The organism is Micromonospora sp. NPDC005197 (assembly GCF_040608295.1).
In the GTDB taxonomy this organism is placed as follows: Bacteria; Actinomycetota; Actinomycetes; order Mycobacteriales; family Micromonosporaceae; genus Micromonospora.
Genome location: NZ_JBEXHY010000011.1, coordinates 38,028 through 57,566, shown reverse-complemented (window position 1 = coordinate 57,566; position 19,539 = coordinate 38,028). Strand labels below are relative to the sequence as shown.

Below are 19,539 nucleotides of genomic sequence, written 5' to 3'. Positions count from 1 at the left end.
GGACCGATGCCGACGTTCGAGGCGGGGGACCGGCTGCTGAGGCGGACGGTTCTGGCCGGCGGCGGCTGGACCGGTGGACTCGCGGCGGTCGCGCTGCTCGGCGCGGCCGCTGAACTGTTGCTGCCCGCGGCCCTCGGCCGTGCCGTCGACGCCGCCCTCGCCGGCGGCTCCGGCTGGTGGGCGGTGTCCGCCGGTGCCCTGGTCGTCGTCCTCGTCTGCGTCGACACCCTCACCGACCTGGCCAGCGGATTCGGTGCGGCACGCGCCACCGCCGGGCTGCGCCAGCGCCTGCTGCGTCACCTGTTCGCCGTGGATGTGCGCACCACCCGCCGCTATCCGGTGGGTGATCTCGTCGGCCGGTTGGTCGGCCAGGCCGCCGACGCGGGACAGGCCGGCAACGCAGTCGTCCTGGCCATCGTGGCGGTGCTTCCACCACTCGGCAGCGTCGTCGCGCTCGCCATCATGGAACCGGTCCTGGGGATCACCCTGCTCGCCGGCCTCGGCCTGCTCGCCGTCCTCATGCGCGCCTTCGTGGCCGACGCCTCGGCCGCGACCGCCGGATACCAGCGGGTGCTCGGGGCCATCGCCGGCCGACTGCTGGAGTCGCTGACCGGTGCCCGGACCATCGCCGCCGCCGCCACCGTCCACCGCGAGGAGGACCGGGTGCTGGCGGCCCTGCCGGAGCTGGGCCTGCACGGCCGGCGCGCGTGGGAACTGCTGGCCCGGGCGAGTGCGCGTACCTCCGCCGTGGCGCCGCTGCTGCACCTGAGCGTGATCGCGGTCGGCGGGTACGCCCTGACCGCGGGCTGGCTCACGCCGGGCCAACTGGTCGCCGCCGTCCGGTACGCGGCCATGGGCGCCGGCCTCGGTGGGGTGCTCGCCACCCTGAACCACCTGGTCCGCAGCCGCGCCGGGGCACACCGGGTCGCCGAGCTGCTGGAACAGCCCGCCGCACCAGCGGGCGGGCGACCACTTCCACCCGGCGGCGGGGCCCTGCGACTGCGCGGGGTACGCGTGCACGCCGACGACGGCCGGCCCATCCTGGACGGCATCGACCTGGACGTACCGGCGGGCGCGATCGTGGCCGTCGTCGGAGCGTCCGGTGCCGGCAAGTCGACCCTGGCCGCCGTGGCGGGACGGCTGCACGACCCCGACGGCGGTGAGGTGCTACTGGACGGTGTGCCGCTGCGCGACCTCGACGGGGCGACGCTGCGCCGAGCCGTCGGCTATGCGTTCGACCAGCCGGTGCTGATCGGCGCGACCGTCCACGACGCGATCGGCCTGGCGCTGCCGGTCGAGTCAGCGACGCCGCCGGCCGACGGGAGCCCGGCCACGCCGGCGGTCCTTCGGGGGGCCCGCAGGGCGGCGGTCGCCGACGTGATCGACCGTCTGCCCGACGGCTACCGCACCCCACTGGCGGACACACCGCTCTCCGGAGGCGAGACCCAACGCCTCGGCCTGGCCCGCGCGTTCGCCGCCGAGCGGCTGCTCATCCTGGACGACGCGATGTCCAGTCTGGACACCGCGACCGAGCACCGGATCACCGAGGCGGTTCTCGGACGCGGCGGCGAGCGCACCCGACTGGTGGTCACCCACCGGACCGCTGCCGCCGCCGCGGCCGACCTCGTCGCCTGGCTGGACGGCGGTCGGCTGCGCGGCCTCGCGCCGCACCGGCGACTCTGGGCCGACCCGGACTACCGTGCTCTCTTCCAGCCGGCCGGCGGTGGGCCGTGAGCCGTCCCAGCGTACGACGGGTGACCTGGCGGGCGCTGCGGGCCCGCCGGCGTGACCTCGCCCGGCTCTGCGGCTGGTCGCTCGTCGAGTCGCTGCCCGCGCTGCTCGCCGGCCTCCTGGTCGCCCGGGCCGTCGACGACGGTTTCCTGGCCGGGCGGCTCCTCAACGGCCTGGCGTGGCTGGGGGTACTCGCCGTGACCGTGCTGGTCGGCGCGGCGGCGACCGGTCGGACGTACCGCAGCCTCGGCGCGGTGGTCGAGCCGTTCCGTGACGAGGTGGCCGCTCAGGTGGTCCGGGGTGCCCTGCGCGACGCCACCCGGGCGGGTGGTCGCCCGGACAGCGCGGCCGTGACCCGGCTGACCCACCAGATGGAGATCGTCCGCGACACCTTCGCGGGCCTGCTGATGGTGACCCGCGGTTTCCTCTTCTCCGCCGGCGCGGCCCTGCTCGGCCTGCTCGCCCTGGCGCCGGTGGTGGCGGCGCTGGCCGCCGCGCCGCTGGTCGCCGGTCTGGCCGTGTTCCTCGCCGCGTTGCCGGCGATGGCCGGGCACCAGCGCGCGTACGTCCGGGCTGGTGAACAGCTCGGCCAGGCGGCGTCGGCTGCGCTGGCCGGTCACCGCGACGTGCTGGCCTGCGGCGCGCAGGCACGCGTCACGGCCGACGTGGAACGGCAGGTGTCCGCACAGGCCGCCGCCGAACGCGCCCTCGCCCGGATGGCGGTGATCCGCAGCCTCAGCCTCGGCATCGGCGGCTGGTTGCCGCTGGTCGTGCTGCTCTCGGCCGCTCCGTGGCTGGTCGAACGCGGATTGACGGCGGGCGCGGTGCTGGGGGCGCTGATCTACGTCTCCACCGGCCTGCAACCGGCCCTGCACACGCTGGTGCAGGGCATCGGCGGCGGCGGGCTGCGCTACGCGGTCACCCTGGAGAACATCCTGCGGGCCGCTGCGGTGTCCGGCGGACCCCACCTGCCCGCTCCCACCACCCGGACGCCCCGCGCGCGCCCGCCGGCCCGTCCGGTCGACGGCTCACCGGCCGTCGAGGTCCGCGGACTGACCTTCGGCTACGGCCCGCGCGCCCGGCCCGTTCTCCGGAACTTCGCACTGACGCTGGCCGACGGGGATCACCTCGCCGTGGTCGGCCCGAGCGGCGTGGGCAAGTCCACACTGGCCGCCCTGCTCGCCGGTCTGGTGCCGCCGCAGGCGGGCACGGTCCGCCTGGCCGGCGCGGCGGTGGCCGACGCCGAGCCGGCCCACCTGGCCCGGATGAGAGTGCTGGTGCCTCAGGAGGCGTACGTCTTCACCGGCAGCCTCGCCGACAACCTCCGCTACCTGCGGCCGGACGCCGACGACGACCTGCTGGAGGTCACCCTCGCCGCGCTCGGTGCGCGCCCTTTGGCGACGCGCCTGGGCGGTCTGGACGCGCCGGTCGTGCCGGCTCTGCTCTCCGCCGGTGAACGGCAGCTCATCGCGGCGGTCCGGGCCTGGCTGGCGCCCGTCGCGCTGGTGGTCCTCGACGAGGCGACCTGTCACCTGGACCCGGCGCTGGAGGCGACCGTCGAGAGTGCCTTCGCCCGGCGGCACGGCAGTCTCGTGGTGATCGCGCACCGGATCAGTTCCGCGCTGCGGGCCGATCGGGTGCTGGTCCTCGACGGCGACGAGCCCGTGGTGGGAACGCACGAGCAGTTGATGGCCCGATCGGCCACGTACCGGGCGCTCGTCGGTTGCTGGGATGATCCGGTGGCGCTGTCCCGGACGGGGGCCCGGCTGAGCTGACCTCGGCGCCCCGAGCCGACGGCGCCGTCAGATCCAACCTGCCTCGCCTGCCATCCGCACGGCCTCCACCCGGGTGCGCGCACCCGCCTTGCGGGTGATTCGACCGAGGTGGTTGCGGACGGTGCCCCGGCTGAGCCCGAGCGTCGCCGCCACCTCGGCGACCGGTGCCCCGGCCGCTGTCAGCGTCAACACCTCCGTCTCGCGGCTGGTCAGCGGGCTGTCCGAGCGCAGCGCCGCGACGACGAGATCCGCGTCGAGCACCGGCTCCCGGCGAGCGAGCCGGCGGATCCCGTCGATGACCCGTTGGGGGCCGGCGTCACTGCGCAGGATGCCGACCGTCCGGGTCGGGCAGAGCATGCCGCGCAGTCGCCGTGCCCGATGTGGGTGGGCCAGCACCAGGACGGGGCACCGACCGAAGCGGCTCGGGTCGACTCCCTCGACGACGTCGAGGTCGGCCACCACCACGTCGGGGCGTTGGGCGCGGACGGCCGCGGAGACCGCGTCGCCGCGATCCACCTCCGCCACGACGCGGATGTCGTCCTCGGCGGCGAGGACGAACGACAGCGCGCCCAGCACCAGGGCACCGTCCAAAGCGAGCAGGGTACGGATCACGATGAACCTTTCCGCACTCCGAAGGCGATTACACTACGTCGATATTCAAACACGCATCCGTTGGGCCCGCACGGCGACGGGGGCGGGGCCGGACACGTCCACCGGCCCCGCCCCCGACGGCTACAACCAGCCGTTACTCCGCGCGCGCCACACCGCTTCCAACCGGTTGCGCGCACCGGTCTTGCGCAGGATCACCGAGAGGTGATTGCGCACCGTCCCGTGTGCCAGATAGAGGCGGGCCGCGATCTCCTTCAGGGGCAGACCCTCGGCCGCCATCCGCAGCACGTCCATCTCCCGAGGCGTCAACGGGATCTCCGGAGGGCTCAGCACCGCCACCGCGGCGGCCGGATCGATCGCCCGCTCCCCGGCGGCGAGCGCGCGGATCGCCCGCACCAGCTCCACCAGGGAGCTGTCCTTCCCGAGCAGGCCGCGTGCGCCGGCCGCCAGCGCGGCCTCCACCAGGGCGGGGCTCCACCGAGGGCTCATCGCCAGCACGGCGGCGTGCGGCGCCTCGGCGCTGATCCGGGTGACCATCTCCACCGGGTCGGGCGACTCCGGTGTCAGCGCCAGCACCACCACCTGGGGTCTGCACCGGCGTACCACCGTCAACAACTCGCCGACACCCTCGACGTCGGCGACCACCTTCATGTCCTCCTCACCTGACAGCGCGGCGCAGAGCGCACCGCGCAGTAAACCCATGTCCTCGGCGACGACAACGTGGATCACCACGTTTCTCCGATCTCAGGTACGCGTCACACCGGCCACCGATCCCGGAACGTCCACGGGCTGGTCAGGGCGGTCGTGCGCGACGGACGGATAGGCATGGGCCCGCTGCACCGTCACTGCAGACGGGCACGGGCACTGATCGACCAGGCCAGCGGACGGGACCGAGCGTGTCGGCCGGCATCCGGGTCGGTCGACACGCCTCAGCCCGGGCGGGCGATCGCAGACGGAGCGTGGCTCTCGACGAGGAGTGGCACGAGTTCGCAGGGCACCCCGGAGGCGAGGGGCGACTGCCGGTCGACGGGCCGGATCAGACCCGGCCCCGCCGTCGATCCATTGTCGACGCCGGCGGCCTCCTGGTCGACCGGCGCGACGGGTCGGCCGGGAAGTTCGGCGGCCACCGCCAACGGGGCCGGGCGTGCGGCGAGGTGCCCCTTCGAGGCCGTGGGACGCGTGGGGACGGCGACGGACATCGGCGGCGGCGCGGCGGGAGGCGGCGCTGCCGTGGCACATACGACCACCGGCGCGGCGCGGACGGGCGACATCGCCGAATCCGCCGGTGGTGTCGGCGCGGCCGCCACGGGAGGCGAGTCGGTCATCGGCACGGTGGCCGGCCCGGGCGCTGGGGGAGCGGTCAGCGGAGGTGTCGCCGGAGGGATCACCGCCCTGAGATCGGGCGGTAGAACGGCGTCGGTGACACGGAGAAGCGTCACGATGACAGACTGGATCGGCACTGTCCGTACGATGGCGACGACATGCGGCAGTGGGGCGGTGATCAGGCCCACCGCGAGAGAACCGGCCGGTACGGGCAGCGCGTGTGCCTCGGCCGCGGCGGGGACCGGCCGCGGTGCCGGATCAGCGGCCGGCCGGGACGGGTGCCCGTGGCGAGTTGGACGATGAGCCGCGGGCGCTGGGGACGCGGGCCGGAGCCTCGCGCGCTCGGCAGCGCCGGGCGGGACGGCTGCGCCGACCCGAGGCAGCGGCACGGACCCGGGCGACGCGGCCCTGGGCCGGCGAGGCGGCGTCGAGGGTGTCACGTCGCGGGGGGTGACGACGCTACCGATGGCCCCGGCCAGCGGGGCGCGGGGCCGATCAGGGCGGGGTTCGTCGGCCCGCACGACGCGCGGGCGTTCACCCGCGGAGCGCTCCGCGACCGTGAGCCGTGCGATCGGCTCGACCAGAGCGCGGATCTGCCGATGAGGCTCGTTGCCGGGGTCGCTGCGTATCCCGTCGGCGGCGGCCGGCCCCTGGAACAGGGCGGCCAGGAGGAAACCGGCCCCGACGGCAGCCGCGATCAGCACCAACCGCCGGGCGAGCCTGCGCAGTCGGCCGGCCACGGGCGCAGCCGACCGGCTCGACGCAGACATCGTCGTGGTTCCGTTGACGGGACTTCGCACGCGGGCACTACCCCCTTCCCTCTGGATTGCTGACCCATAGTAGCGATGCACTCACCTATTCGCATCCGGTGATGCGCGCGGGTCGTCGGCCACGTCATCTCCGCCACGAGGCCGCGCCCTGCTGGCGGCGGACACGGACCCATCGCCGATGCGAAACACTCATTGCGAAAACTGTCTCCAGGGGCGTATAAACGAAAGGAGTCTTTCGATTAGGAGTGTCACTCCATGGAACCGACCGGGTCGGAACGTCGCGTGCGGGTACGCGACGCCACCACGCTGCGCGCGCTCGCCCACCCGCTGCGCCTGCGGTTGCTGCGCTACCTGCTGGCCGCCGGCCCGCGAACCGCCGCCCAGTGCGCCGAGGCTCTCGACGACACGGGCTCGAACTGCAGCTACCACCTGCACCAGCTGGCCCGGCACGGCCTCATCGAACGGGCCCCCGCCGAGGGGACCAACCGACGTGACCGGCCCTGGCGTGCCGCCGCCACCGGGCTCGAATACCTCCCCGACTCCGACGACGCCGACGGACAGCAGGTCAACGACGCGCTGACCGCGCTCGAGTTCGACGAGGTGTTCCGGTCGCTGCAGCGCTACCAGAACCGGCAGCACAAGCTGACAGACGAGTGGCGGGGGAGCGCGACCTTCCACAACTACACGCTGTCGCTCACCCCGGAGGAGTTGCGACACCTCACGCTGACCCTGGACGCCGTCATCCGGCCGTACCTGCGCCCCCTGCGCAACGCGCCCCCGAGCGACGCCCGACCGGTCAGCCTCAGCCTGCAGGCCTACCCCACACCGGAATTCGTCTGACATGGTGACGCTGTTGCGTCACCGCGGATTCGTCGTGATCTGGGCCGCGGGGCTCTGCTCGAGCGTGGCGAGCTGGTTGCTGCTCACCGGGCTGCCGATCTACGTGTTCGGTGTGACCGGGTCGGCGTTCACCACCTCCGCCGTCTTCCTCGTCGAGCTGCTGTGCGGCATCACGCTGGGGTCGTTCGCCGGTGCCCTGGCCGACCGCTACGACAGGTTCCGGCTCATGGGCTGCGCCGCCGTGGCGCAGGCGGCAGCGGTGCTTCCCCTGCTCGCCGAACCCGGCCACCATCTGTGGATCATTTGCCTGATCGCTGGCGCCCAGGCCGTGCTGACCCAGACGTTCGACTCCGCCCGCAACGCGGCGCTGCCCAGCCTCGTCGAGCCCGCGCACCTGGTGAGCGCGAACAGCATGGTGGCACTCAACATCAGTGTGGGACGGCTCATCGGAGGCTCGCTCGGTGGGTTCGCGATCACCCGCGCCGGCACCGGTTACCTCGCCATCGGTGCCGTCGTGGCCTTCACGACCACGGCAACCCTGATCGTCGCCGGCCGCCGGGCCGCGCGTCGCGGCGTCGCGGCGTCGAACCCACCGAAGCGTACGTCGTCGTTCTTCGCCACCTGGCGGTCCGGCCTCGCGGCGATGCTGCGTAACCACACCGTGCGGGTGACGATGCTGAGCGTGGCGCTGGGTGGCATCGCGCAGGGCCTGTTCGTGGTGCTCTTCGTGGTCTTCGTCAGCCGCGCGCTGCATGCCGACGGCACGCTCACCGGCGTGCTCCGTGGCGTACAGGCGATCGGCGGTGTGGCCAGCGGGCTCATCGTCGGCATGCTGGGGACGCGGCTCAGCTCCCGGCTGCTGATGAGCCTCGGCGCCACCACGTTCGGCCTGATCAGCGCGGTCATCTGGAACGGACCGGCGGTCACCCGTCAACCCGGGTGGTACGTCCTGCTGTTCATCCTGGTCGGCGTGCCGGGCGTCGCCTACAGCAGCGGGGCGTTCGCGCAGATTCAGCAGAGCGTGCCGGACACCGATCTCGGCCGGGCCTTCGGCGCGTACTACGCGATCTACAACGCGGCACAGGGCCTGGGCATGGTGGCGGCCGGTCTGCTCGGCGACGCGCTCAGCGTCGTGCTCGTCCTCAACGTGCAGGCCGCGTTGTACCTGGCCTCCGGTGTGGTCGCCTTCGTGGGCCTGCGCCCTGTTGGCCGCGCCGCTCGGTCGACGGGCAGGAAGATCCTGGTCAGCAGGGACGAGCGCCGGGAGACCGTCGAGTCTGCTCCGTAGCCGCGGCGATCCGGGACGGCTCGCTCACCCTGGCCCAGGCCACCGCACCGACTGACCAGCGCGGGACCGCACGTCGGGTCAGTCGGAGGCCTCGTTGATGAGGTGGCGCAGGTCGTCGGCGCCGTTGCTCTCCGCCCGGTAGCGGATGGCCGGCTTCATCCTGCCGGCGGCGACCGCGAGCGGCCACCGCCGGCGCGGTTGTGGCGTCAGAGTCGGGAGGTGAAGGTGGCCAGGAAGCGGTGCGGGGTGACGACGCCGGCGTTGTCGAAGCAGATCACGTCGACGTCGGCGTTGGTGGTGTACGTCCACGGTTGGGTGAGGTGGCAGTAGTTGCTGCCCGCGCCCTGCGCCACCACCTGGACGTGGGTCTCCTTGAGCCCGATCTGCGGGAAGGTCGCCAGGTAGCGGCCGGCCGGCACCAGCGGCGCCACCGTGTTCGCGCCGACGCCGAGCACCGAGTTGTCGTTGGTCGGCCCACCGACGGCGGTGCCCAGGTAACCGAAGTACGACGGCGGCGCGAGGGAGCCGATCACCGGCCGCCGGCGGTGGTACGACAGGGCGAAGTCGGTGTTGGTGAGCGCGCCGGCCTGGTCGTAGCAGAAGACGTACACCTGCACGTCGCTGCCGACCGCGGCCCAGGAGTAGACCTTGCACCGGCGGGGGCCGGCGTTGGGCTGTACGGCGGTGACCTGCACGTCGCCGGCGAGCACCCCGGCCAGCCCGACCCCGGGCAGCCGCACCAGGTACTGCCCGACCCCCAGTGGCCCGACCGTGTTCACCACGCCCGTCGAGTTGTACGACTGCACCACGACGCCGCCGCCCCACTGCACGTACGCGTGGGAGGTGCCGGCCGGCAGTACGCCCGAACTGGTCGTCCAGAGCACGGTGAACGGGGTGTCCTCGCGCGTGCCGCCGGGCCTGTGGCACTGCACGTCGACGATCTCGTCGGCGCCGGACTGGAACCAGCGAACCACCTCGCAGTAGTGCCCGGTCCGGTTTACCGGGGTCACGTGCGGCACGCCCCGCGAGCTGGCGCCCACCTGGGGGAAGCGGACCTGGAACCGGCCGGGCGCGAGCTTGACGCCGTCCGCCCAGGCGGCCGGGAACGCGGTCTTCCAGCTACCCCACTGCCGGCTGGTGTCCAGCACGGTCCAGACCGGCACCGTGGGGTCCTGCACGTACGCGAACCCCCAGCGGTCGGCGGTGGCCGCGGCGGCCGGTGCCGCCGGCGTGAGTGCGCCGGCGGCCAGGACGGCGGCCAGCGCGGCGGTGACGAACGATCGGAGACGCATGTGTTCCTCCATTCGACGGGAACATGTCGGGGAGGAGTGTGCTTGTCGTGACGCGATGGTCACAGTCGGCTACCGCGTGCTCCGGTGTCGGGTGTCGGCCACCCGGGCCCCAGCCGATCGGTGCGGTGAACGGTGGACGGCCCCCTCGCCGGGGTGAGGGGACCGTCCAGGAGTGCGCAGGCGGGGATCAGGCGCCGGCGAAGGTCACCTCGGTGCCGCACTTGGCGTTCTGGTTCAGGCATGACTTCACCAGGGGGCTGAGGCGGACCGGGTCCCAGGCGTTCATGAAGTCACCGTGCATGGAGGACGGCTTGCCGGAGGAGAGGCTGAGACCGTTCCCGCCCAGCGACTGATAGTTGACCATGAAGGACAGGTTCGGCACCGCCACCGGGTACTTGCCGGTGCAGACGCCGTTGACCGGGTCGCCCATGTGCGACCTGTGGTCGGGTGAGTCGATGTTCCTGCCGTCCCAGCAGTCCTTGAAGACGAGCTGGAAGATGAGGTTGCCGCCGGAGGCGCAGACCGGCCAGTTGCCGTCCGCGCTGCGGCCGGTCTCGGCGCTTCCGGCGCACCAGAACTGGTTGCTGCCGGCGTTCTTCGGGGTGTCGACCTGCTTCTTGGCGTCGCCCTCGACCATCCGCAGGCCGGGCGGGAAGGGCTTGACGGTCGACGGATCCTTGACCCGCGAGCCGTAGTAGACCCGGAAACTCTTCATCGGCACGGGCTTGCCGTCCTTGCGCAGCTCCGGGACCCAGTAGGCGCTCAGGTCACCAGGGGCGTTGCAGGTGGTCGTCGAGGAGAGCAGCTTGTCGGTCGTGGTGAAGGCGTCGACCTTCGGGCCGAAGAAGGTGTGCAGGTGCGAGGCGCCCGACAGGCCGGGCAGGACGATCGGGTCGTCCGGGGCGGAGTTGGCGACCTCGCAGTCGGTGTGGAACTCGGGGACGCGGGTGGTGCCCGGCGGCACCGCCTTCGGCTTGATCGCGGTGAAGGCGGCCAACTCCTGGTTCCACGCGGCCTGGTCGACCGGCACCCAGCCGGCCGCCGGCGGGGTGGTCGGCGTGCCGGGAGCGGTCGGCGTCCCCGGCGTCGGCGTCGCCGGGCCGGAACTCGGCGTGGGGGACGCGCTCGGCGTCGTGCCCGTCGCGGGGCCGAACGTGAACCAGTTCAGGTTCACGAAGTCCGAGCGGGAGGCGCTCTTCATGACGGCGAAGACGGTCTGTGGGCCGGTCGGCACGCCGGACGCCCTGGCCGTGACGGTCGTCCACTTCTGCCAGCCGCCGGTGTGGGCGACCGGGAAACTGGCCAGCAGCGCGCCGGTCTGCGTGCCGAGGCGCAGTTCGACGGCCCCGCCGTCGGTGTTGTGCGCGGCGACCCGGGCCGTCAGCTCCGCGCCGGTTATCGAGACGCCGTCGTACCGCAGCCAGTCGCCGTTGGCGAGCCAGCCGACGTTCCTGCCGCCGTCGGCGTCGCCGGTGCTCTCGGTCTGCGCACCGGACTGCGCCGCGAAGGCCTCCGCCTGGACCCGGCCGGGCACGGCGACCTCCTCGGCCTGGGCGCCGGCGAGGTAGATGCCACTGCCGCCCAACGCGGTGACGACCGCGCAGGCGAGCGTGACGCGGGCGAGTCGACGGCGCTTTCGCGCCCGGTCCGGCGGTGCGACATGCGCGGGGGGAGTCCGCATTACCAGTGGTTTCCTTCGAGTCGGCGATAACGCTCCTGTCGGGTGAAGTATGTGCACGTCCAGAGCCTGCATCAACGTGCGGAAAAAGAATTAAGGAGGGCTGCGGGCAGGTCTCCTGGTAGCCGTCGTCCCGGCTTCGGATAACAGTTTTTCGCCCACGCAGCCTTAATTTTGTTTTAACTCCTTGAAGGCGACCCGGCCCTGCTGATTACGGATTTCGCGGTAACGAATCGTCTTTCGATCGGATACTGGAGGGCATGTCGTCCAGCCCTGGCGCTCCTCGGCTCGCGCGCCGGCCGGGGCGGCTGGTCGCCTTCAGCGACGGTGTCTTCGCCATCGCCGTCACGCTTCTCGTGCTGGAGATCCAACCGCCGAAGGACTTCGGGCGGCTCCTGCCGGGCCTCGGGGCGTTGTGGCCGTCGTACCTGGGGTACGCGCTGAGCTTCCTGCTCGTCGGGCAGGTGTGGGTCAATCATCACGTCATGTTCGACCGGGTCCGGCACGTCGACCGTCCGGTCCTGTTCCTCAACACGCTGCTCCTGATGGTCATCGCGTTCCTGCCGTTCTCCACGTCGCTGCTCGCCGCCGCGCTCCGCGCGGAGCAGGGGCTGCGGACGGCGGTCGTCGTCTACGGCACGACACTGTGGTTGGCAGCGGCCCTGTTCAACGTCATCTGGGTCCATCTTCGCCGGGCGAGACTCCTGGACCCCAGTCTCGGCCCCTTCGGCGTCCGGGCCATCGGCCGTCGATTCGCACTCGCGCTGGTCTGGATCGGCGGCGGCATCCTCGTCGGCGCGTTCGTGCCGATCGCGGGCGTCGCCATCATCGCGGCCTTCCTGCCCGCCTACTACCTGCCCATCCGCGGCGAGTACGGCGAGGACGACAAGACCACCGACCGTCCGGGCTGAGCCGGACCGGGTGGCCCGGAGACCGGCTCGGCGTACATCGGCGACGAGGCCGTCGAAATATTGTGGGTGCGGCTGTCGATCGGGACCGGCTCTCTTCGTAGCCATGGTGAGAGCCCGGAATCGAGACGGGCCACACCCCGCTGGAGGGCACGATGACCACCACCGCGCAGACCACCCGCACCACGACGTCGGCCTTCCGCGCGCTGATCGGGGCCGGCGTGATCGCCACGGTCGCCGCGAGCGCCGCCACCATGGCCGTCGCCGCCGTCGGCCACGCGGCCGGAATCAGCCTCGACATGAGCGGCGCCCCGATTCCGGTCACGGGGTTCGGCGTGCTGACCGCCGTCTTCTCGTCGATCGGCGTGCTCCTCGCCGTGCTGCTGTCCCGCTTCGCGCGGCGTCCGCGGCGCGCGTTCGTCCGTACGACTGTGGTGCTGACGGTCCTGTCCCTGGTGCCGGACGTGCTCGCCGACGCCGGGACGGCCACCAAGGCGCTGCTGATGCTCACCCACCTGGTCGCGGCCGCGATCGTGATCCCGGCCGTCGCGCGCCGCCTGGCCGCCTGACCTGTTCCACCCATCGTCGAGCTATCGGAGGATCATCATGAAGCAGTACCTGCTGTCCGTGCACTTCGTCGAGGGCGCGCCGACGCCGTCGGACGAGGAGATGGAGATCATGTTCCGGGAGACCGGGCGGATCAACGACGACATGCAGGCCGCGGGCGCCTGGGTCTTCGCCGGGGGGCTCACGTCACCCGACAGCGCCACAGTCGTCCGGGTCGAGAACGGCGCCACCTCCATGAGCGACGGGCCGTTCGCCGAGACGAAGGAACACATCGTCGGATTCTGGGTGATCAAGTGCGCGGACCTGGACCAGGCATTGGCCTGGGCCGAGAGGTGCGCGGCGGCCTGCGGCGCGGTCGAGGTGCGCCCGTTCGACGATCTGTCCCAAGCCTGAGCGGGCAGCCGTCGCCCGACATGGACCTGGCGAGCGTCTACCGCGCGGAGTACGGCCGCTGCGTCGCCACCCTGGCCCGCCTCCTCGGTGACATCAACCTCGCCGAGGAGGCGGTCCAGGACGCCTTCACCACGGCGCTGCAGAAGTGGCAGACCCTGCCACCCAACCCCGGCGCCTGGATCGTGACGACCGCACGCAACCGGGCCATCGATCGGCTCCGCCGGGAGTCGACCCGCGAGGCCCGGCACGCCCAGGCCCTGCTGCTGCACCAACAGGACGAGCCCCAGGAGGTGGGACCGGTGAAGGACGACCAGCTACGACTCATCTTCATCTGCTGTCACCCGGCGCTCGCCCCGGACGCGCGGACGGCCCTCACGCTCCGCCTGCTCGGCGGTCTCGAGGTACCGGAGATCGCCCGGGCCTACCTGGTTCAGGAAACGACAATCGCGCAGCGGATCGTGCGCGCGAAGAAGAAGATCCGGGATGCCCGCATCCCGTACCGGGTACCCGCTGAACACGAGCTGCCGGACCGGCTGCCGCCCGTGCTCACCGTGCTCTACCTGATGTTCAACGAGGGCTACGCCTCCACCGCCGGGCCACTGATCAGAACGGACCTGTGCGCCGAGGCGATCCGGCTCGCCCGCGAGCTGGCCGCGTTGATGCCCGACGAACCCGAGGTCCTGGGCCTGCTCGCTCTGCTGCTGCTGACCGAGGCGCGCCGGCCGGCCCGGCTCGGCCCGACCGGCGAATTGGTGCTCCTCGCCGACCAGGACCGGTCACTGTGGAGCCGGGCACTCATCGCCGAGGGCCACGATCTGGTCCGGCGCTGCCTGCGGCGTAACCGGCCCGGCCCGTACCAGATCCAGGCCGCGATCGGCGCGGTGCACACCGATGGCGCGGCCACCGACTGGCCGCAGGTTCTGGCGCTGTACGACCAGCTCTTCTCGCTCGCGCCGACTCCCGTCGTCGCGCTCAACCGTGCCGTCGCGGTCGCCGAGGTGCACGGGCCGGCGGCGGCCCTCGCCGCGTTGGCGGACGTCGACCTCCCGGGCTACCACCGGCTGCCCGCCACCCGGGCCGAGCTGCTGGCCCGGCTCGGACGCGACTCCGAGGCCCGCGCCGCCTACGACCAGGCCATCGCGCTGACCAGCAACGAGACCGAGCGTGCCTTCCTGCGGACGCGTCGTACCGAACTCACCCACCCGAGGAGACCATCGTGACCGCCACCTACACCTTCGACGTCTTCGCCAGCCTCGACGGCTTCGGCGCCAGCACTGGCAACTGGGGCGGCTACTGGGGTAAGCAGGGCCCGGAGCTGCTGGAGCGCCGACTCGCCACGTACGGCGAGGACCAGCGCATGGTCTTCGGCGGCGGCACCTACCGGGTGTTCGTGGGAATGCTGGCCGACAGCACCGAGGAGTCCGAGGTCCGGGACGCGTGGGTCACCCGCATGGTCAACCTTCCGGCGACGATCGTGTCGAACACGGTGCAGGGCCCCCTCGACTGGCCGGACGGGACCATCGTGCGCGGTGACGCCGTCGACGTCGTCGCCCGGCTCAAGGAGGAGTCCGAGGTGCCGTTGCGGTCACACGGCAGCCTCTCGATGAACCGGGCACTGCTGGCCGCCGGTCTGGTCGACTTCGTTCAGGTGACGCTCTTTCCGGTGCTCACCGGTCAGACCGGAACGGAGCCGATCTTCCACGGGATGGCCGACTACGACCTGGAGCTGATCGAGAGCCGGACGCTGGACTGCCGCTCCCAGGAACTCATCTACCGACCCACCCTGCACAGCTGAGTCGTCCCTGCCACCCGACGGTGGCGCGGTGCCGCCGGCCGTGCCTTGTGATCCCCGGCGGCGGCACCGGACGCCCACCCGTGCCGGTCAGCAGCGCACCTCGGTCTCCTTCTGCGCCACGTCGGAGATCCCACCGAGGGCCCGGGTGCACACCGTCAGCGTGTTGGCGCCCAGCGACCAGACGTCCGGGCCGCTCGAGCACTGCAGGTCGCGAAGCGTGCTTCCGGTGACGATCGAGGTGCAGACCTGGTAGAAGCCGTGGCTGGCCCGGTACTGCTGCCACACGTACGTGTAGGCGTAGTTCTTGCCGCAGCCCTTGTACTGCTTGACCGAGGCGGCGGTCTGCCCGCCGACGGTGACGTACGCCGTCGCGCCGATCTGCACCGAGCTCGCGCAGCGCGGGTTCGTCTCGGCGTGGGCGGGGCCGGCGAACGCCAACGTCGCGGGCGCAGCCAGCCCAGCGGCCGCGAGGATGCGTACGCCGCGTCGGGAAAGGCTCTTCATCGATGACCTCCTTCAATGCACCGGGACCGTCGATCCCCGTGTCGTCGATGCACCACATTGATGGTCACCGTGGCCCGTTCGGTAGCCTCTGACACGCCTTGACAACGTCTGACGGAGTCGTCTGACATGGGGGACTGATGAAGGACCAGCGTGCCGCCGCGGAGTCGAGTCAGGACGGACGGGCCGCCGAGAGGTTCGCCGAGCAGTTGCGGACACTGCGCAGCGCCGCGGGAGACCCGTCGTTCCGCAAGATGGCGGGGCGGTCGGGTCGGATCTCGCACACGACCCTGCACGAGGCCGCCGCCGGGACCAGGTTTCCCTCGTGGGAGACCACGCGGGAGTTCGTCCGAGCCTGCGAGGCGGACGAGGCCCAGTGGCGGCGCCGATGGGAGGACGCGCAGCGCCCGGGGATGGCCCAGCCCAGCGGGGACGGTGACCTCGCGCCGGTCGTCGCCGCGTCCGCGCCGACGGAGCAGGGCGCGTTGCAGGTCGTGGAGTATCCGCGGGCCGCGGATGGCGTCGCGAGTACGCGGCGGCGTCGCCTGCCGTGGCTCAACGCCGCCGCGGTGGTGCTGGTGGTGGCGGTGGCCGCCGTCCTGGGCCTGATCGTTCGTGGCCGGTCGGGCCCCGACGGCTCCGGCACCCCGACCGCGTCACCGTCGTCGGTGGCGTCGCCGTCCACGACGGCGTTCTCGGACTCGCTGATTCCCGGGGACTCGAGCAGGTTCGTCGCCGACGTCACCATCCCCGACGGCACCCAGGTGAAGGTGAACACCCAGTTCGACAAGGTGTGGGCTCTCGCGAACGTGGGAGGGGTCGACTGGCACCACCGGTACCTGGCGCGTACGGAGCCCACCGCCGACGGTGACGGTTGCCAGACACCGAATCGGGTGCCGATCGGTGACACGCCGCCCGGCGAGCAGGTGATGATCCGTGTTCGGGTCACCGCGCCGAGCCGCCCCGGCAGGTGCTGGGTCAGTTGGAAGATGGTCGACGAGACCGGGCGGGAGTACTTCCCCACCCGGCGGCCGGTGTACTTCATGGTCACCGTGACCGCCTGACGAATCGCCCCGAGCGGCGCCCGGATGCGCACGCTCGATGTCAGGCGCGGGCTCGACCCAAGCTGACAACACCGCATTCATCGAGGTCGGTGACGGTCTGACGGATCTGACAGGACAACGGGGTACCGAACAGCGGGGCACTTCTCGCAGGGTGATGTCGCACCGAGAACGACTCACCAGCTACGAGGAGGACCCATCTTGCGCCGTCCCTGGTTAACCGTCGGGCTCGCCGCGCTCTGCGTGGCCGTCGGCGTCCCGGCCCACGCGGCGGCATCCGGCGCCACAGCGCAGCCGACCGCCGCCACGGCCGCGCGGCCGGTCGTGGACATGGAGGCCACCGTCCTGGCCGCCCAGATCGACCCCCGCCGGGCCGACAACACACTGACTCCGGGTGCGAAGAACTCCGTGCTCGCCGTGGAGCAGGCGTTGCAGGCGCAGGGCCTGCTGAACGCGCAGTGGGTCGACGGCTACTTCGGCACGGTGACCGTCTCGGCGTACGCGGCGTACCAACGCTCACTCGGCTACACCGGGCTGGCCGCGAACGGGCTGCCCGGCACGACGTCGCTGACGAAGCTCGGGCTGAACCGCTACACCGTCGGCAACACGATCGGTCCGGGCGCGAAGGTCCCGCGCGACGGGTACGTCGTCAACGCCCGTACCCAGGCGATGCTGGCCGAGGCTCAGCGTCTGCTCGGTTACACCCTGGTGCTCGACCAGGGCTCGTACAACCCCGGGGGCGACCCCACCTCGGCCGGTACGCATGACGGCGGGGGTGTGGTGGACATCGCGGTCACCGGCATGACCGCGGCCCGGCGCACCGCCGTCGCCCGGGCCCTGCGCCAGGTCGGCTTCGCCGCCTGGGTCCGCAACCCGAACCAGGGCGACTGGCCATGGCACATCCACGCCACGGCGATCAACGACACGGACCTGTCCAGTCAGGCGCAGCACCAGGTCGGCGACTACTACCTCGGCATGAACGGCCTGGCCAACCAGGGACCGGACGACGGCCCCCAGATCCCGATCAGGACCTGGGAGCAGTACCAGCGCGGGCAGTGACCCGCACCCCCTCACCGTTTTGAAAGGACACCATGAACATCCGTAAGAGCCTCGCCGCCGTCGGCGTCGCGCTGGCCGCGACCACCTCGATCCTCAGCGTCGCATCGCCCGCGTCGGCGGCGGCCCGAGACGGGGTCTGCGACAGCGGCGAGTTCTGCTACTACTACAACAGCGACAACGCGGGATCGATCTCGGACTTCACCGGTTCGCTCGACGACTACGGCACCGAGCAGCCCTCGTGCTACGACTTCAAGGGCGCTGGCGCTGGCAAGGGCCTGTGCATCAAGAACGAGGCCGCCTCGGTCTGGAACCGCAGCACCAAGACCGTCCGCGTCTACTACAACAGCGGCTACGCCGGTTCTTACCAGGACTTCGCGGCCGGCGCGAAGGGCAACCTCAACGCCACGCTGAAGAACAACAACGCCTCGCACCAGTTCTCGCCGTCGACGCGCACGAACCTGTCGTACGCCCTGTACCAGGCCAGCGGCGGCACGGTCACGTGCGGCTTCGACGGTTACACCACCACGCCCGGCCGGCACGAGGGCATCGACATCGCCCGCAGCGTCGGCTCGGACGTACGCGCCCTGGTCTCCGGAACGGTCATCTACGTCGCGCAGGGCAGCACCGGCAGCGGCGGCCTGTCCACGATCTCCGTCTACAACTCCTCGCTCAACAAGACGGTGATCTACCTGCACACCGCGCCCAGGTCCGGGGTGAGCGTGGGCGACGCCATCAGCAAGGGCGAGATCATCGCCGATGAGTCGTGGCACGGAGTGTCCTCCAGTTCGGGCGCGCACACCCACGTCGAGGTCCGGGCCGGCCGGCAGACCCACGCGGCCGTCAGCGTCGGCGACCCCACCCTGGACAACGCCGACCCGACCGCGTTCTGGAACTCCCAGGGCTACAACGAGAGGTAGGACGCCATGAATATCCGCAAGGGCCTCGCCGTCGTCGGCGCCGTCCTCGCCATGTCCACCTCCATCCTGAGTGTCGCCTCGCCGGCAGCGGCGGCCGAACGGGACGGAACCTGCGACAGCGGCGAGTTCTGCTACTACTACAACAGCAACCAGGCCGGCTCGGTCTCCGACTTCACCGACTCGCTGGACGACTACGGCACGACCCAGCCGACCTGCTACGACTTCAAGGGCGCGGGTTCCGGCAAGGGCCTGTGCGTGAAGAACAACGCGGCGTCGGTGTGGAACCGGACCGGCAAGACCGTGCGGGTCTACTTCAACAGCAACTTCGCCGGCGCCACCCAGGACTTCGCATCCGGGGCGAAGGGCAACCTCAACGCCACGCTGAAGAACAACAACGCCTCGCACGAGCTGTTGAGCGGACCGACGGGCTGTAGCACCGACGGCACCAACAGCAAGCTGCCGAGCACCATCCTCGTCTACCGGGTCAGTCTCGGACGAGTCGATCGGGTCGACTTCAAGACGTACGTCAAGAACGTCCTCCCGAACGAGTGGGTGACGAGCTGGCCGGCCGCCTCGCTGGACGCCGGTGCGATGGCCGTCAAGAGCTACGGGTGGTACTGGGCGCTGCACTCGACCCGGAAGACGTCCGGCGGCCAGTGCTACGACGTTCGGGACGACACCGGCGACCAGGTCTACCGGCCGTCGTCGGCGCAGACGTCGACGTCGGCGGCGGTGGACCGGACCTGGTCGACCCGGATGACCCGGAGCGGCAACATCCTGCGGGCGCACTACTGCGCGACCACCACCGCGTGCGGTGGCTGGGTGGACGGGGACTGGCTGTCGCAGTACGGCTCGCGTGACCTCGCCAACTCGGGCAGCAGCTACCAGGCGATCCTGGGCTACTACTACCGCGACGTGGTCATCTCCTGACGTCACGCGTCAACCGTGCCGCCCGCCGCACCTCCGCGGCGGGCGGCACGCGCGTGGGGAGCCCGGCGCGGCCGGGTCGGCCGCCGGGCCGACAGGACGCGT

General features: G+C 71.7%; 19 protein-coding genes. 13 read left to right on the top strand and 6 right to left on the bottom strand.

Annotation, left to right across the window (positions count from 1 at the left end):
• Window positions 1–6 precede the first annotated feature (6 nt).
• Both ABZU46_RS06945 and ABZU46_RS06940 read left to right on the top strand, forming a co-directional pair.
• The gene (locus ABZU46_RS06945; protein WP_354855511.1) at window positions 7–1,734 is read left to right on the top strand and encodes an ABC transporter ATP-binding protein; all 1,728 of its coding nucleotides are present in this window, start codon (window positions 7–9) and stop codon (window positions 1,732–1,734) included.
• Window positions 1,731–3,506 (top strand): ABC transporter ATP-binding protein, encoded by a 1,776-nt coding sequence (locus ABZU46_RS06940; protein ID WP_354855510.1) that lies wholly within the window; start codon window positions 1,731–1,733, stop codon window positions 3,504–3,506. The genes ABZU46_RS06945 and ABZU46_RS06940 overlap by 4 nt, the downstream gene beginning before the upstream one ends.
• Before the next feature lie 27 nt (window positions 3,507–3,533).
• Here the strand turns inward: ABZU46_RS06940 and ABZU46_RS06935 are convergent, their stop codons facing one another.
• From ABZU46_RS06935 to ABZU46_RS06925, 3 genes are all read right to left on the bottom strand, one after another.
• Window positions 3,534–4,118, bottom strand: a complete 585-nt coding sequence (locus tag ABZU46_RS06935; protein ID WP_354855509.1) for a response regulator transcription factor — start codon at window positions 4,116–4,118, stop codon at window positions 3,534–3,536.
• Window positions 4,119–4,238: 120 nt separating this feature from the next.
• Window positions 4,239–4,844 carry a response regulator transcription factor gene (locus tag ABZU46_RS06930; RefSeq protein WP_354855508.1) on the bottom strand — a complete coding sequence of 202 codons (606 nt, stop codon included), beginning with the start codon at window positions 4,842–4,844 and terminating at the stop codon, window positions 4,239–4,241.
• Between the two features lie 200 nt (window positions 4,845–5,044).
• Window positions 5,045–5,554, bottom strand: coding sequence for a hypothetical protein (locus tag ABZU46_RS06925; protein WP_354855507.1), 510 nt, complete (start codon window positions 5,552–5,554; stop codon window positions 5,045–5,047).
• A 909-nt stretch (window positions 5,555–6,463) separates the two neighbouring features.
• On the opposite strand from ABZU46_RS06925, the gene ABZU46_RS06920 reads away from it, so the two are divergent.
• Window positions 6,464–7,048, top strand: a complete 585-nt coding sequence (locus ABZU46_RS06920; RefSeq protein ID WP_354855506.1) for a winged helix-turn-helix domain-containing protein — start codon at window positions 6,464–6,466, stop codon at window positions 7,046–7,048.
• A gap of 34 nt (window positions 7,049–7,082) precedes the next feature.
• Window positions 7,083–8,336: an MFS transporter gene (locus tag ABZU46_RS06915; protein WP_354855505.1), complete on the top strand. Its 1,254-nt coding sequence runs from the start codon at window positions 7,083–7,085 to the stop codon at window positions 8,334–8,336.
• A 206-nt stretch (window positions 8,337–8,542) separates the two neighbouring features.
• Here the strand turns inward: ABZU46_RS06915 and ABZU46_RS06910 are convergent, their stop codons facing one another.
• Both ABZU46_RS06910 and ABZU46_RS06905 read right to left on the bottom strand, forming a co-directional pair.
• Window positions 8,543–9,628: a hypothetical protein gene (locus ABZU46_RS06910; RefSeq protein WP_354855504.1), complete on the bottom strand. Its 1,086-nt coding sequence runs from the start codon at window positions 9,626–9,628 to the stop codon at window positions 8,543–8,545.
• Window positions 9,629–9,815: 187 nt separating this feature from the next.
• Window positions 9,816–11,309, bottom strand: a complete 1,494-nt coding sequence (locus ABZU46_RS06905; protein WP_354855503.1) for a DUF1996 domain-containing protein — start codon at window positions 11,307–11,309, stop codon at window positions 9,816–9,818.
• 257 nt (window positions 11,310–11,566) lie between these two features.
• Between ABZU46_RS06905 and ABZU46_RS06900 the strand changes: the two genes are divergently transcribed.
• The 5 genes from ABZU46_RS06900 to ABZU46_RS06880 all read left to right on the top strand — a co-directional run bounded on the left by ABZU46_RS06900 (window position 11,567) and on the right by ABZU46_RS06880 (window position 14,969).
• Entirely contained in the window at window positions 11,567–12,217 is a 651-nt protein-coding gene (locus ABZU46_RS06900) for a TMEM175 family protein (protein WP_354855502.1), read from the top strand.
• 152 nt (window positions 12,218–12,369) lie between these two features.
• Complete coding sequence (locus ABZU46_RS06895; protein WP_354855501.1) at window positions 12,370–12,783, top strand: DUF6069 family protein; 414 nt, start codon at window positions 12,370–12,372, stop codon at window positions 12,781–12,783.
• A 37-nt stretch (window positions 12,784–12,820) separates the two neighbouring features.
• Window positions 12,821–13,174 carry a YciI family protein gene (locus ABZU46_RS06890; protein WP_354855500.1) on the top strand — a complete coding sequence of 118 codons (354 nt, stop codon included), beginning with the start codon at window positions 12,821–12,823 and terminating at the stop codon, window positions 13,172–13,174.
• Window positions 13,175–13,194: 20 nt separating this feature from the next.
• The gene (locus ABZU46_RS06885; protein WP_354855499.1) at window positions 13,195–14,394 is read left to right on the top strand and encodes an RNA polymerase sigma factor; all 1,200 of its coding nucleotides are present in this window, start codon (window positions 13,195–13,197) and stop codon (window positions 14,392–14,394) included.
• The gene (locus ABZU46_RS06880) at window positions 14,391–14,969 is read left to right on the top strand and encodes a dihydrofolate reductase family protein (protein ID WP_354855498.1); all 579 of its coding nucleotides are present in this window, start codon (window positions 14,391–14,393) and stop codon (window positions 14,967–14,969) included. The genes ABZU46_RS06885 and ABZU46_RS06880 overlap by 4 nt, the downstream gene beginning before the upstream one ends.
• Before the next feature lie 87 nt (window positions 14,970–15,056).
• Here ABZU46_RS06880 and ABZU46_RS06875 read toward each other — a convergent pair whose 3' ends face one another.
• Window positions 15,057–15,473, bottom strand: coding sequence for a hypothetical protein (locus ABZU46_RS06875; protein WP_354855497.1), 417 nt, complete (start codon window positions 15,471–15,473; stop codon window positions 15,057–15,059).
• A 137-nt stretch (window positions 15,474–15,610) separates the two neighbouring features.
• Between ABZU46_RS06875 and ABZU46_RS06870 the strand changes: the two genes are divergently transcribed.
• From ABZU46_RS06870 to ABZU46_RS06855, 4 genes are all read left to right on the top strand, one after another.
• On the top strand, window positions 15,611–16,534 hold the full coding sequence (locus ABZU46_RS06870; protein ID WP_354855496.1) for an NBR1-Ig-like domain-containing protein: 924 nt from the start codon (window positions 15,611–15,613) through the stop codon (window positions 16,532–16,534).
• 198 nt (window positions 16,535–16,732) lie between these two features.
• Window positions 16,733–17,590: a peptidoglycan-binding domain-containing protein gene (locus ABZU46_RS06865; RefSeq protein ID WP_354855495.1), complete on the top strand. Its 858-nt coding sequence runs from the start codon at window positions 16,733–16,735 to the stop codon at window positions 17,588–17,590.
• Between the two features lie 32 nt (window positions 17,591–17,622).
• Window positions 17,623–18,507, top strand: a complete 885-nt coding sequence (locus tag ABZU46_RS06860) for a peptidase inhibitor family I36 protein (protein WP_354855494.1) — start codon at window positions 17,623–17,625, stop codon at window positions 18,505–18,507.
• Between the two features lie 6 nt (window positions 18,508–18,513).
• A complete protein-coding gene (locus ABZU46_RS06855) occupies window positions 18,514–19,437 on the top strand; it encodes a SpoIID/LytB domain-containing protein (protein WP_354855493.1) in 924 nt (307 codons plus the stop codon).
• The last annotated feature ends 102 nt before the right edge of the window (window positions 19,438–19,539 follow it).

What these genes read in the sequence shown, in the direction of transcription:
- ABZU46_RS06945 (WP_354855511.1), top strand. Translation starts at nt 7, where the DNA reads ATGCCGACGTTCGAGGCGGGGGACCGGCTGCTGAGGCGGACGGTTCTG.
- ABZU46_RS06920 (WP_354855506.1), top strand. Translation starts at nt 6,464, where the DNA reads ATGGAACCGACCGGGTCGGAACGTCGCGTGCGGGTACGCGACGCCACC.
- ABZU46_RS06910 (WP_354855504.1), bottom strand. Translation starts at nt 9,628, where the DNA reads ATGCGTCTCCGATCGTTCGTCACCGCCGCGCTGGCCGCCGTCCTGGCC.
- ABZU46_RS06905 (WP_354855503.1), bottom strand. Translation starts at nt 11,309, where the DNA reads ATGCGGACTCCCCCCGCGCATGTCGCACCGCCGGACCGGGCGCGAAAG.
- ABZU46_RS06900 (WP_354855502.1), top strand. Translation starts at nt 11,567, where the DNA reads ATGTCGTCCAGCCCTGGCGCTCCTCGGCTCGCGCGCCGGCCGGGGCGG.
- ABZU46_RS06895 (WP_354855501.1), top strand. Translation starts at nt 12,370, where the DNA reads ATGACCACCACCGCGCAGACCACCCGCACCACGACGTCGGCCTTCCGC.
- ABZU46_RS06890 (WP_354855500.1), top strand. Translation starts at nt 12,821, where the DNA reads ATGAAGCAGTACCTGCTGTCCGTGCACTTCGTCGAGGGCGCGCCGACG.
- ABZU46_RS06885 (WP_354855499.1), top strand. Translation starts at nt 13,195, where the DNA reads ATGGACCTGGCGAGCGTCTACCGCGCGGAGTACGGCCGCTGCGTCGCC.
- ABZU46_RS06875 (WP_354855497.1), bottom strand. Translation starts at nt 15,473, where the DNA reads ATGAAGAGCCTTTCCCGACGCGGCGTACGCATCCTCGCGGCCGCTGGG.
- ABZU46_RS06870 (WP_354855496.1), top strand. Translation starts at nt 15,611, where the DNA reads ATGAAGGACCAGCGTGCCGCCGCGGAGTCGAGTCAGGACGGACGGGCC.
- ABZU46_RS06860 (WP_354855494.1), top strand. Translation starts at nt 17,623, where the DNA reads ATGAACATCCGTAAGAGCCTCGCCGCCGTCGGCGTCGCGCTGGCCGCG.
- ABZU46_RS06855 (WP_354855493.1), top strand. Translation starts at nt 18,514, where the DNA reads ATGAATATCCGCAAGGGCCTCGCCGTCGTCGGCGCCGTCCTCGCCATG.